The following is an 11,864-nucleotide window of genomic DNA, read 5'->3' on the forward strand; positions in this document are numbered from 1 at the left end:
CCGGAGCGGGACTCGTGAGTCGGGAGCAAGATGGAGTTATTCAGGAAGAAATCGGTTGAACAGACCCTGGCAGAGACCGGGGAGGAGGGCAGGTCCCTCAAGCGGACGCTGACCACCTGGGACCTGGCCATCATGGCCGTCGCAGTGGCCGTGGGCGCCGGCATCTTCTCGGTGGGAGCCCAGGCAGCGGCCTTCCATGCGGGTCCGGCCGTCATTATCTCCTTCGTCATCGCAGGCATCGTCTGTGCGGCGGCCGTTATGTGCTACGCGGAGTTCGCATCCATGATCCCGGTTTCAGGTTCGGCCTACACCTTCACCTACAACACCATGGGCGAACTGGTGGCCTGGATCATCGGATGGGACCTGATTCTTGAGATGCTCATGGCCGCGTCGGTGATCTCCAAGTACTGGGGTGTCTACCTGAACGACTTCATCCACCTGATGGGCGGCACTTCCTTCAGCTCCAGCTTCCATGTAGGCGGCCTGGATGTGGACTTGGCCCCGTTGGCGGTCGTCACCCTCTTCACGGTCCTTCTGGTCCTGGGCACCAAGCTTTCAGCCCGGTTCGACGGTGCCCTGACCGTCCTCAAGATCGGTATTGTGGTCTTCGTCATCGTGGTGGGCTTCTTCTACGTCAAATTGGACAACTACCGGCCCTTCATCCCGCCCTCTGAGCCTGCTTCTGCCGTTCCGGGTGCCAGCGTGCCAGGGATCATGGGCCAGCCCCTTTGGCAGTGGGTTTCAGGCATGCAGCCCACCATCTACGGTATCCCCGGCATCCTCTCAGGCGCGGCCCTGGTCTTCTTCGCTTTCGTAGGTTTCGATATCGTCGCCACCACCTCCGAGGAGGCCAAGGAGCCCCACAAGACCATTCCCCGCGGAATCGGCCTGGGTATGCTGATCGTCATCACCCTGTACATCCTGGTCGCCATCGTCACCACCGGCATGGTCTCCTACAAGGATCTTGCCAAGGCCAAGAACCCCTCACTGGCCACCGGCTTCGAGATGGTGGGGGCTCCCTGGGCTGCCAAGATCATCTCCTTCGGCATCGTGGTGGGGCTGACCACCGTGGTCATGGTGCTCTTGCTGGGGCTGACCCGCATTGTCTTCGCCATGAGCCGCGACGGGCTTCTTCCGCGTGCCTTGTCCCGCACCGGCCGCCATGGCACGCCGGCCCGCATTCAGATCCTGGGTGGCATCGTGGTTGCCGTGGTGGCATCCTGCTTCCCCATAGACGTCTTGTCCGACATGGTCAACATCGGCACGCTCTCGGCCTTCCTGCTGGTGGCCATCTCCCTGCCCATCATGCGCAAGCGCCGGCCTGACCTGCCCCGGTCCTTCAAGATGCCCGGCAACCCTTGGGTGCCCATTCTGATCGCCCTGGCCTGCCTCTGGCTCATGCTCAACCTGACCGTGCTGACCTGGATTCGATTCGTGGTCTGGCTGGCTGCAGGCCTGGCCATTTACTTCGGCTATTCCTACCGGCACTCCCTGCTCGGTCGTCATCAGCTCAGTGGGAAGATATCCAAGGCCACCCAGGCGGGTCTGGACTGACCTGGAGCGTCGGCGCTGCAGTGTAGAGTGAATACTCGCATACTCAGGAGGTAACCCATGACCTACGTCATCGCTCAGCCCTGCGTGGACGTCAAGGACAAGGCCTGCGTGGACGAATGCCCGGTGGACTGCATCTACGAGGGCGTCCGTTCCCTCTACATCAACCCCAACGAGTGCGTGGACTGCGGCGCCTGCGAGCCGGTCTGCCCGGTGGAGGCTATCTTCTACGAGGATGATCTGCCCGAGGAGTGGACCTGGTACAAGGATGCGGCGACTGATTTCTTCGCCCAGGTGGGGGATGCCGGCGGCGCTGCTGCGGTCGGCCCTTACGATCATGATCCGGAGGGTGTGGCAGCCCTGCCCCCAAACAAGTAGTCGATTCAGGCTGACGAGCCGCGGATGGGAGCCATCCCTCCGCGGCTTATTTATACGAGAAAGGCTGACCATGGGTTTTCACTCCTTCGAATCCCCCTACGACTGGTCGAGGATTGACTCCTATCGGCGGCGTGCTGAGCAATGCCCCGGCGGTCTGGTCGATCTGTCGGTGGGTTCGCCGGTGGACCCTGTACCCAGGTCGGTCAGGGATGCTTTGGCTGCCGCTTCGGATGATGGTCAGGCACGAGGTTATCCCAAAACTGCCGGTGATGGATCTCTGAGGCAGGCCGCGGCCGACTGGTTCCGTCGTCGCCGCGGGGTAGATCTGAATGCTCTTGGCGCGGATCTGGTGCCCACGGTCGGATCCAAGGAGGCGGTGGCGCTCATGGCTTCCCTTCTGCATCTGGGACCGGGGGACCGGGTGGTGCAGCCGACGGTATCCTATCCCACCTATGCCATCGGAACCCAGCTGGCTGGGGCCCAGGTGACGACCGTGGACGATCCGACTGATACGGATTCATGGGTGAATCTGCTCGGCGTGCGAGCAATATGGATCAATTCGCCAGGCAACCCCAGTGGGCGGATCATCGACCGAGCCGGGCTGGCGAAGATTGTACGGGCGGCCCGTTCGATAGGTGCCATGGTCCTAAGTGACGAGTGCTACGCCCTCCTGGATTGGTCAGAATCCGCCCGGGTCGGGCAGGATGTGCAAATCACCGCCTCGCCCTGCATCCTGGAGCCCCAAGTCTGTGGCGGCGATGCCAGTGGGATACTCTGCCTGTACTCGATGAGCAAGCAGTCCAACATGGCCGGATACAGGGCAGCTTTGGTGGCGGGAGATGCTCATCTGGTAGAGGCCATGACCGCCTACCGCAAGCAGATGGGGCTGATTGTGCCAGGTCCGGTGCAACGGGCCATGCGGGCCGCCTTGGAGGATGGCGATGCTGTGATGACCCAGCGCGAAGTCTATGCCCGTCGCCTGCATGCCTTGGCTGAAGGTCTCAGATCTTACGGATATGATGCCGTCATGCCGCAGGGCGGCCTATATATCTGGGCACAAGCCCGCTCGGGCGACTGTTGGGCCGATATGGCAGACCTATCCCGTCTGGGTATTCTGGCCAGTCCCGGGGAGTTCTATGGGGATGGCCACTATCTGCGATTTTCGTCAACCATCACTGACGAGCAGCTGGAGCTGGCCTTGGGGCGTCTGCGGAGCGCCGCTTAGAGGCCCATGCTGACCGAGCCCTTGCCATAGCGGCTCCTGATGGAGTCCATGGTGGCCTCTGCCTGATCCAGGCGCTGGGCCTCGCTGCCGGTGCGGCGTTTGCTCTCGTGGATGATGTCATCCAAGGATGGCTGGATGGGAGTGTCTTCCACCCGGCTCAGACCGAATGCGCTGACACCGGCCAGGCGGATCAGCCTGGGCAGGGGCGTGTCCATGGGCACACCATCGGGCAGCCCCAGCATGGCCTTGAGCAGACCGACTGCTTGCGGATAGATGCGGTTGGCTGAGTTGACCGGGGTCTCCAGGGTGTGGGCCTTGGTCATATAGCGCAGGTCATCGAAGCGTAGTTTGACGGTGATGGTTCGAGCGATCAGGTCGTGCGATCGCAGTCCGGTCGCCACTTCGTTGCTGCAGACGCGCAGGAGGTCGCAGACCTGCTTCATGCTGGTGGTATCGTGCAGAAAGGTGCGTTCCGCGCCTAGGGACTTCTCTGGCGCTCGCGGCTGGACAGGATCGTCGTCCAGACCGTGGGAGGCCTGTGCCAGCTTCCTGGCTGTAAGGTTCGAACCTGTGGCCCGAGTCAGATCCCGCTCGCTCATGGTAGCCAGGTCGGCCACGTCCTTGATGGCCCAGGCGTTGAGCCGCTTCTCCAGGGCCGGTCCGATGCCGGGGATGCCGCGCAGGGGCATCAGCTGGACGAACTCGGCCTGTCGGGCCTTGGGAATCAGCAGCATGCCGTCGGGCTTGGCGTTGGTGGAGGCCATCTTGGCTACCAGTTTGTTGGTGGCGATGCCCACCGAGCAGGTCACGTGGAATTGGCGGGCTACGCTGGCTCGAATCCACCGGGCTATGGCCGTAGGCATGCCCCAGCGCATGAGTGCCCCGGACACGTCCATGTAGCACTCGTCTACTGAGACTTGCTCGATCTGATCAGTAATTCGTGAGAAAACCGTATCAAATATCCTTCGTGAGATATTCCGGTAATAGGTCATGTCGACCGGGAGGAAGACCCCTTGAGGGCACAGTCGTTCGGCACGTGCCAGAGGCATGGCCGAGTTGATGCCGAAAGCCCGGGCTTCATAGCTGGCCGCAGAGACCACCGAACGCCGTCCGGTGCCGATGATGACCGGCCGGCCCTGCAATTGAGGGTGTCGGGCGACTTCGCAGGAGGCGTAGAAGGCATCCATGTCAATGTGCAGCACCGTGCAGCCGGTCTCGTCATGTCCCCAGTCTTTCTTGGCGGCTGCAAGCCTTGGTGCGGTACTCATGGCTCCATGATAGAAGGGGGTCCCAGAGGAACATGCAATAAATTATTCTCAGTCGTAAATTCTTGGAAAATAATTACATTTATGGTTTTTATCCATGAAAATGAACGAATCCGCCCTGTGCTGCATTGCACCCCTGTCGCACCGGCGAGTCAGGTCGGTCTATCATGGTATTCTATTGTTTTGTTCTCGAGACTTTGGGACTAGGGTCCTGAATCGGGAGCCTGCATGGAGACGTGCCTGAGTGGCCGAAAGGGGCACCCTGCTAAGGTGTTGACTGCGCAAGCGGTCCAGGAGTTCGAATCTCCTCGTCTCCGCCTGATGACCGGTGATCGCTGATCTTGCACGATCGCCGGTCTTATTCATTACTGGCGTTCATTGCCAAAGGTGCTTATTCCCATATCCTTTGTGGAGCTCGGGCTTGGAAGGTCACGGTCTACATGGCGGAAGAGCGACGGCGTGCGGCATGAGCCTGTCCGGCGGGTAAGGCTGCAACCGAGCAATGGTTGCATGGCCCTCCCGACAGTCATGAGGCAGACGAAGCCTGGTCCCCGGACAGGGGGATCAGCCTGCGGCCTTCGCCCAATGCGTTCGGCTGGACCCGGCCTTGCAGAAGGTCGTCCAGCCTACTATGGAAGGCTGGCACTGCGGCGGGCTCCAGGTCGTAGGTCAGCTGGACCCGATCCGTGAAGTCCTCGGTCTCCACCTGTCCCCCGGAGGTGCGGATCAGACGGCGCAGGGGATCGTACTCCGGATAATCCACGGTGATCGTGAATCGCTGGGTCGGGAGCACACGTGCCTGCTTTGCCGCCTTGAGTGCCAGGGAGGCTGCTGAGGAGTAGGCCCGGATCAACCCCCCTGACCCGAGAAGGATCCCTCCGAAGTAACGGGTCACCGTCAGGACACAGTCCGTCACCCCCTGCCGACGCATGACCTCAAGTATGGGCTTACCGGCCGTCCCGGAGGGCTCTCCGTCATCGCTCATGCGCTCGCTGGTGCTGCCCTCCGGTCCCCAGATCGCGCAGTGGCAGACGTGCCGGGCCTTGGGGTGCTGCACACGGACCTCTTGGACGAAGGCCATGGCTGCCTCCTGATCCTCCACATGGCAGGCCTGGCCGATGAACTCGGACTTCCGCTCAGTCAGAGAGCCCGTAGCCGGTTTCTGCGGCGTATCCAGTATGGTGAGCAATCGGCTTGCCTCCTATGCTTATCGTCTCCTCGGTTCTTGCATTATCTCCATGCTAAAGGGGATCTCGGGCCGGGTCTTATATCAAGGAGGCGACCTAAGCTGACCGCATGACCAATCCCCAGGACCAATCGGAAACCGAATCCCCATCACCCGGCAAGCCCCATGAGGCTCTGACCGTTTTTTATGAAAGGCTCAGGCACTCCACAGATACGGCCGAGCTGCACGAATTCGCCCGTAGCCCCCTGCCCGACAGGTCCGACCAGGCCGCCTTCTCACGCTTCACGGCACTGCTGGAGGCGGTGGCTGGCAATGAGCACACGCCGGTGGAGGACAGGGTCTACCTGGCGCAGACCATGCCCTTCCCCAACATTCTGGTCAAGCTCTCCCAGGATTCCAGCGCAGACGTCCGCCGGGCGGTGGCTGCCAACAAGGATGACAAGAACTGGCTGGCCGGTCTGCTCACCAAGGACCAGGACGCCGGAGTCAGGGCTGCTGCGCTGACCAATCCCATGACCTCCTGGAAGATGCGTCTGGAGGGTGCCCAGGATGAGCGCACCGATGCCGATACCCTGGACTTTCTGGGGGCCCTGGGCACTCGCGACGAGCAGAATGCCCCCCATGTGCTGGCCGCCATGGTCCGCCGGGCGGTGGCCCTGAATCCCAACACCGGGCAGGCGACCCTTGAGGCTCTGCGCAAGGACCCTGATGGGCAGGTGGCACGGGCAGCCGCCTCGCGCTGAAACTTAGGCCGACGCGAATTTTGACGAACGGCGCTCAGGCGTTACAATAATGGATTGTTGTGTTTCCCTAAGGGGTCCTCAAAGCGCTTTTCCCACTCGCCGTCTAGGACTTTCAGGGAGCCCACGGAATACACGGCTTTCGGCCAGCATGGCAGCATGTGGCGCGGGGAGCCCGAAACACAATGCAAGGAAAAGGTTGAATCGTGAAGACTTTCACCCCGAAACCAGCCGATCTGACACATGACTGGTATATCGTCGACGCCTCCGGTGTGGTGCTGGGGCGTCTGGCAGCCCAGGTGGCCGATCTGCTGCGTGGCAAGAACAAGCCCACCTATGCGCCCTACGCCGACTCTGGCAACAACGTCATCGTCATCAACGCCTCCAAGATGGTGCTCACGGGCAACAAGAACGACAAGGTGCTCTACACCCACTCCGGTCGTCCCGGCGGTCTGCGTCGCGACTCCTACGGGCAGTTGATGGAGCACAATCCCGAGCGCATCATCATGACGGCGGTCAAGGGCATGTTGCCCAAGAACAAGCTGGCCAAGGTCCAGCTGACCAGGCTGCGGGTCTTCGCAGGCGAGGAGCATCCTCACACCTCACAGCAGCCCATTGAGTACAAGATCCACCAGGTCGCCCAGCAGGCCAAGTAGGACCAGAGGAGATAATCACCATGGCTGACAACAACAACAGCTCCGCGGTTCTTGAGGCCGAGGAGACCAGCGCTTCCTACACTTCCGAGACTAATGCCGGTGCGGGCACCGGCACCTCCGCCATCGAGCCAGGCTACGGCACCGGTCGCCGTAAGGAGGCAGTCGCCCGCGTCCGTCTGATCCCGGGCTCCGGCAAGTGGAGCATCAATGGGCACACCTTGGAGGAGTACTTCCCCAGCAAGCTGCACCAGCGGGAGGTCAACTCGCCCATCGTGTTGCTCAAGCTCGAGAACAAGTTCGACGTGGTTGTGCGCGTCGAGGGCGGCGGCGTGACCGGCCAGGCCGGCGCAGTCCGTCTGGGCGTCGCACGCGCCCTGAACGCCATCGATCGGGACGCCAACCGTCCTGCCCTGAAGAAGGCCGGGTTCCTGACCCGCGACGCCCGCGTGGTGGAGCGCAAGAAGGCGGGTCTGCACAAGGCCCGTCGCGCGCCGCAGTTCTCCAAGCGTTGACGTTCGCAGTCCTTCCATCCCCGAGGTTCATGAACCTCGGGGATTTTTCATGCTTGGACCGCCTCTGCCGAAAAACGAACGGCAAAGAGCACTTTTCTGTTTGACAAGTGACCAGGAAACCTACGGATTCCCACACGACACGCTGCAAGTGAACGTTCGCTCCGCCTGGGGCTCAATGGTTCTTCTCCTCGGTTATATTGTGACCGGTTATATTGTGATATTCGTCACCTTATGGCCTTTGCCTTTCGAGGGCTGGCGCGGTCCAGTACTGCCTCCCGGTCCTCGGCGGAGTCCGAGCAAGCACACAAGGAGGACCGGGATCTTGGCTGAAACGCGTACGCAAGGACACAGGAATCGGGCGACAGGATCAGCTGCCGGAAGCAAAAGAGCGGAGCAGGATCGAACCGAGCTGGCCCGCAAGGAGGTGGATGCCCTGGTCGCCAGAGCGCAGACCGCTCTGAGGACCTTCGAGGAGCTCAACCAGGAGCAGGTGGACAGGATCGTGGCCAAGGCCTCCATCGCGGCCCTGAACAAGCATCTGGCCCTGGCCCAGATGGCCGTTCAGGAGACAGGACGCGGACTGGTGGAGGACAAGGCCACCAAGAACATCTTCGCCTGCGAGCACGTGACCAACTACCTGGCTAAACAGCGCACCGTGGGCATCATCAGCGAGAACGAGGTGGACGGCATCATCGAGGTTGCCGAGCCGGTGGGGGTCGTGGCCGGCGTGACCCCAGTGACCAACCCCACTTCGACCGCCATATTCAAGTCCCTGCTGGCCTTGAAGACCCGTTGCCCCATCGTCTTCGGCTTCCATCCCTATGCCCAGCGCTGCTCGGTAGAGGCGGCCCGGATCGTCCGTGACGCCGCTATTGAAGCAGGCGCTCCGCAGGATTGCATCCAGTGGATCGAACACCCCTCTGTTGAGGCCACGGGCGCGCTGATGCGGCACCCAGGCGTAGCCACCATCCTGGCCACCGGCGGCCCGGGCATGGTCAAGGCCGCATACTCCTCGGGTAAGCCGGCCCTGGGGGTGGGCGCCGGCAATGCCCCGGCCTATGTGGACTGCAAGGTCAATGTTGCTCGGGCTGTCAACGATCTGATCTTGTCCAAGCACTTCGACTATGGCATGATCTGCGCCACGGAGCAGGCCGTCATCGCCCATCAGGATGTGTACGACCGAATGATCAAGGAGATGAAGCGGCGCAAGGCGTACTTCGTCAATGCCGAGGAGAAGGCCAAGCTGGAGGAGTACATGTTCGGGGTGAGGTCCCATGCCGGAGCAGACGCCCCCCAGCCCAGGCTCAATTCGGTGGTTCCCGGCAAGTCCCCGCAGTTCATCGCCCGTCAGGCTAGTTTTGAGATTCCCGAGGATGCAACCATCCTGGCTGCCGAATGCGACCAAGTCGGCCCCATGGAGCCACTGACCATGGAAAAGCTGGCTCCGGTCCAAGCTGTGCTCAAGGCCCGGAACAAGGAGGAGGGCTTCGCCCTCTGCGAGCAGATGCTGCGCTACGGGGCCGGGCATACGGCGGCCATACACACGGACAACGAGAAGTTGGTGCGGGAGTATGGCCAGCGCATGCACGCCTGCAGGATCGTCTGGAACCAGCCCAGCTCACTGGGCGGCATCGGCGACATCTACAACGCCATAGCCCCCTCCCTGACGCTGGGTTGCGGCTCCTACGGCGGCAATTCGGTCTCGGGCAACGTTCAGGCGGTCAATCTGATCAATGTCAAGAGGATAGCCCGGAGGAACAACAACATGCAGTGGTTCAAGGTGCCGCCCAAGACCTACTTCGAGCCCAATTCCGTGCGCTATCTGCGCGACATGTTCGGCATTCGCCGGGCCGTGATCGTCTGTGACAAGGTCATGGAGCAGCTGGGGGTCATCGACAAGATCATCGATCAGCTGCGGGCCCGTTCCGAGCCGGTCACCTTCCGCATCATCGACTATGTCGAGCCTGAACCCAGCGTGGAGACGGTGCAGCGGGGGGCGGCCATGATGCGCAACGAGTTCGGCCCCGACACCATCATCGCCGTAGGCGGGGGCAGCCCCATGGACGCTGCCAAGATCATGTGGCTTCTCTATGAGCACCCGGAGATCTCCTTCGCTGATGTCCGTGAGAAGTTCTTCGATATCCGCAAGCGCGCCTTCAAGATTCCGCCCCTGGGCACCAAGGCCAGGCTGGTCTGTATTCCCACGTCATCGGGCACGGGTTCGGAGGTCACCCCATTCGCGGTCATCACCGACCATAAGACCGGATACAAGTACCCCATCACCGATTACGCCCTGACCCCCAGCGTGGCCATCGTGGATCCGGTCCTGGCCCGTACCCAGCCCAAGAGGCTGGCCTGCGACTCGGGCTTCGATGCCCTGACCCACTGCATGGAGGCCTTTGTCTCGGTCTATGCCAATGACTACACCGACGCCATGGCCCTGCATGCGGCCAAACTGATCTGGGACAACCTGGAGCCTGCTGTGAGCACTGCCGGCGGTGAGGCCAAGGTACGCGCCCAGGAGAAGATGCACAATGCGGCGACCATGGCAGGCATGGCCTTCGGCTCGGCCTTCCTGGGCATGTGCCACGGCATGGCGCATACCATCGGAGCCCTCTGCCATGTGGCCCATGGGCGTGCCAATTCCATCCTTTTGCCCTATGTGATCCGTTACAACGGATGCATCCCGGACGAGCCGACCAGCTGGCCCAAATACAGCGAGTATGTGGCCCCGGAGCGCTACAGGCAGATGGCCCATGTGCTGGGCATCGAATCCGCTACTGCCGAGGAGGGCGTGGAGCTCTTGGCCCGTGCTGTGGAATCCTACAGGGACGAGCGTCTGGGCATGGATGCCTCCTTCCAGGCTGCCGGAGTGGACGAGGACCTCTACTGGCAGTCCTTGGATCAGATCGGCATGCGCGCCTACGAGGACCAGTGCACGCCGGCCAATCCTCGCATTCCGATGATTGAGGACATGAAAGACATCGCTGTGGCCGCCTACTATGGGGTCAGCCAAGGGGAGGGCCATCGGATGCGGGTTGCCCGCCAGGGCGAGGATGAGGTGCAAGAGGCCTCCCAGCGGGCCTGACAAGGCCGGAATCCAGTCGAGGATCCCCCTGGAAGCGGCGCGACACGCCCGGATTCTTCTAGGGGGACCCTCGTGCTTTAATAAGAAAGTTGCCTGTTTTGGGCTCGCATTTTGTCAATCACAATAGCGGGTGCAGCGAGGAGTCCCATCCCCACGGTTCTCCACGGCTGCGCATGGATCCGGCTGAGGCCTGTCGGGAGGAATGTCTCCTTGCGGCCGTCGTTTCGTGCCCTCGAAACAGACTGGGTAATCAGTTCATAGATCGCTAGAAAGGGCGGACGGCAATGGCGGGACAGAAAATCCGCATCAGGCTAAAGTCCTATGACCATGAGGTCATCGACCAATCGGCGAAGAAGATCGTCGAGACGGTGACGAACGCGGGCGCAACTGTGGTTGGCCCCGTTCCGCTGCCGACTGAGAAGAACGTGTATGTCGTCATCCGTTCTCCTCATAAGTACAAGGACTCCCGCGAGCACTTCGAGATGCGCACCCACAAGCGCCTGATCGACATCGTGGATCCCACGCCCAAGGCGGTGGATTCGTTGATGCACATCGATCTGCCGGCGGACGTCAACATCGAGATCAAGCTGTAGGGGAGGAGGAAACCGCATGGCTGAAGAGCAGAGGAACCGCAAGGCTCTCCTGGGCCGCAAGCTGGGCATGTCCCAGGTCTGGGACGAGAACGGCTTCTTCGTCCCGGTGACCCTGGTGGACGTGTCCACCAACGTGGTGACCGCGGTCAAGAACCAGGAGAAGGACGGCTATCAGGCCATCCAGATCGGCTACGGACAGATCGATCCCACCAAGGTGACCAAGCCGCTGGCTGGCCACTTCGCCAAGGCCGGAGTGACCCCGCGTCGCCACTTGGTCGAGGTCCGCACCGCTGATGCCGACAGCTATCAGCCCGGCCAGGAGCTGGGCATGGACCTGCTGCCCGAGGGCAGCGAGGTCGACGTGACCGGAACAACCAAGGGCAAGGGCTTCGCCGGCACCATCAAGCGCTGGGGCTTCAAGTCCTACCGCCGCACCCACGGTTCGCACAAGAACGAGCGCCGTCCTGGCTCAGTGGGCGCCTGCGCCACGCCTAGCCGCATCCTCAAGGGCAAGCGGATGGCCGGCCGCATGGGTCACGACACCTCGACCGTCCAGAATCTGACCATTGTCTCCGCAGATGCCGAGAAGGGCGTCATCGCCATCAAGGGTGCCCTGCCCGGGCCCCGCGGCGCCATCGTCCTGGTTCGTTCGGCAGTGAAGGGAGCCTGA

General features: G+C 61.9%; 11 protein-coding genes and 1 tRNA gene. 10 read left to right on the top strand and 2 right to left on the bottom strand.

Annotated features, from left to right (window positions below; all coding sequences use genetic code 11):
- Positions 1 to 30 precede the first annotated feature (30 nt).
- The 3 genes from J3U06_RS01340 (at position 31) to dapC (ending at position 3,154) form a co-directional block, all read left to right on the top strand.
- Positions 31 to 1,554, top strand: a complete 1,524-nt coding sequence (locus tag J3U06_RS01340) for an amino acid permease (RefSeq protein WP_267399386.1) — start codon at positions 31 to 33, stop codon at positions 1,552 to 1,554.
- A 57-nt stretch (positions 1,555 to 1,611) separates the two neighbouring features.
- Positions 1,612 to 1,929 carry a ferredoxin gene (gene fdxA / locus J3U06_RS01345; RefSeq protein WP_015022367.1) on the top strand — a complete coding sequence of 106 codons (318 nt, stop codon included), beginning with the start codon at positions 1,612 to 1,614 and terminating at the stop codon, positions 1,927 to 1,929.
- Between the two features lie 70 nt (positions 1,930 to 1,999).
- The gene (gene dapC, locus J3U06_RS01350) at positions 2,000 to 3,154 is read left to right on the top strand and encodes a succinyldiaminopimelate transaminase (protein WP_267444095.1); all 1,155 of its coding nucleotides are present in this window, start codon (positions 2,000 to 2,002) and stop codon (positions 3,152 to 3,154) included.
- Here dapC and dinB read toward each other — a convergent pair.
- Positions 3,151 to 4,422 (bottom strand): DNA polymerase IV, encoded by a 1,272-nt coding sequence (gene dinB / locus J3U06_RS01355; RefSeq protein ID WP_267444096.1) that lies wholly within the window; start codon positions 4,420 to 4,422, stop codon positions 3,151 to 3,153. The two genes, dapC and dinB, sit on opposite strands and share 4 nt — an antisense overlap.
- Before the next feature lie 227 nt (positions 4,423 to 4,649).
- Between dinB and J3U06_RS01360 the strand changes: the two genes are divergently transcribed.
- Positions 4,650 to 4,736 (top strand) — tRNA-Ser (locus tag J3U06_RS01360).
- A 209-nt stretch (positions 4,737 to 4,945) separates the two neighbouring features.
- On the opposite strand, the gene J3U06_RS01365 is transcribed toward J3U06_RS01360, so the two are convergent.
- Entirely contained in the window at positions 4,946 to 5,608 is a 663-nt protein-coding gene (locus tag J3U06_RS01365) for an IMPACT family protein (RefSeq protein WP_267399388.1), read from the bottom strand.
- 107 nt (positions 5,609 to 5,715) lie between these two features.
- On the opposite strand from J3U06_RS01365, the gene J3U06_RS01370 reads away from it, so the two are divergent.
- From J3U06_RS01370 to rplC, 6 genes are all read left to right on the top strand, one after another.
- Positions 5,716 to 6,348: an AbrB family transcriptional regulator gene (locus J3U06_RS01370; RefSeq protein ID WP_267444097.1), complete on the top strand. Its 633-nt coding sequence runs from the start codon at positions 5,716 to 5,718 to the stop codon at positions 6,346 to 6,348.
- A 203-nt stretch (positions 6,349 to 6,551) separates the two neighbouring features.
- Positions 6,552 to 7,001: a 50S ribosomal protein L13 gene (rplM, locus tag J3U06_RS01375; RefSeq protein ID WP_046323307.1), complete on the top strand. Its 450-nt coding sequence runs from the start codon at positions 6,552 to 6,554 to the stop codon at positions 6,999 to 7,001.
- Positions 7,002 to 7,021: 20 nt separating this feature from the next.
- Positions 7,022 to 7,513, top strand: coding sequence for a 30S ribosomal protein S9 (gene rpsI / locus J3U06_RS01380; RefSeq protein WP_015022361.1), 492 nt, complete (start codon positions 7,022 to 7,024; stop codon positions 7,511 to 7,513).
- A gap of 322 nt (positions 7,514 to 7,835) precedes the next feature.
- Positions 7,836 to 10,601, top strand: a complete 2,766-nt coding sequence (gene adhE / locus J3U06_RS01385; protein WP_267444098.1) for a bifunctional acetaldehyde-CoA/alcohol dehydrogenase — start codon at positions 7,836 to 7,838, stop codon at positions 10,599 to 10,601.
- Positions 10,602 to 10,885: 284 nt separating this feature from the next.
- Positions 10,886 to 11,194 (top strand): 30S ribosomal protein S10, encoded by a 309-nt coding sequence (rpsJ, locus tag J3U06_RS01390; protein WP_006295278.1) that lies wholly within the window; start codon positions 10,886 to 10,888, stop codon positions 11,192 to 11,194.
- A 16-nt stretch (positions 11,195 to 11,210) separates the two neighbouring features.
- Positions 11,211 to 11,864, top strand: a complete 654-nt coding sequence (rplC, locus tag J3U06_RS01395; RefSeq protein WP_267444099.1) for a 50S ribosomal protein L3 — start codon at positions 11,211 to 11,213, stop codon at positions 11,862 to 11,864.

Source organism: Bifidobacterium sp. B4142 (assembly GCF_026537325.1).
Lineage (GTDB): Bacteria > Actinomycetota > Actinomycetes > Actinomycetales > Bifidobacteriaceae > Bombiscardovia.

Excerpts from the sequence above, each read along its gene's own strand:
- dapC (WP_267444095.1), top strand. The coding sequence starts at position 2,000 with ATGGGTTTTCACTCCTTCGAATCCCCCTACGACTGGTCGAGGATTGAC.
- fdxA (WP_015022367.1), top strand. The coding sequence starts at position 1,612 with ATGACCTACGTCATCGCTCAGCCCTGCGTGGACGTCAAGGACAAGGCC.
- rpsJ (WP_006295278.1), top strand. The coding sequence starts at position 10,886 with ATGGCGGGACAGAAAATCCGCATCAGGCTAAAGTCCTATGACCATGAG.
- J3U06_RS01340 (WP_267399386.1), top strand. The coding sequence starts at position 31 with ATGGAGTTATTCAGGAAGAAATCGGTTGAACAGACCCTGGCAGAGACC.
- dinB (WP_267444096.1), bottom strand. The coding sequence starts at position 4,422 with ATGAGTACCGCACCAAGGCTTGCAGCCGCCAAGAAAGACTGGGGACAT.
- rplC (WP_267444099.1), top strand. The coding sequence starts at position 11,211 with ATGGCTGAAGAGCAGAGGAACCGCAAGGCTCTCCTGGGCCGCAAGCTG.
- J3U06_RS01370 (WP_267444097.1), top strand. The coding sequence starts at position 5,716 with ATGACCAATCCCCAGGACCAATCGGAAACCGAATCCCCATCACCCGGC.
- rpsI (WP_015022361.1), top strand. The coding sequence starts at position 7,022 with ATGGCTGACAACAACAACAGCTCCGCGGTTCTTGAGGCCGAGGAGACC.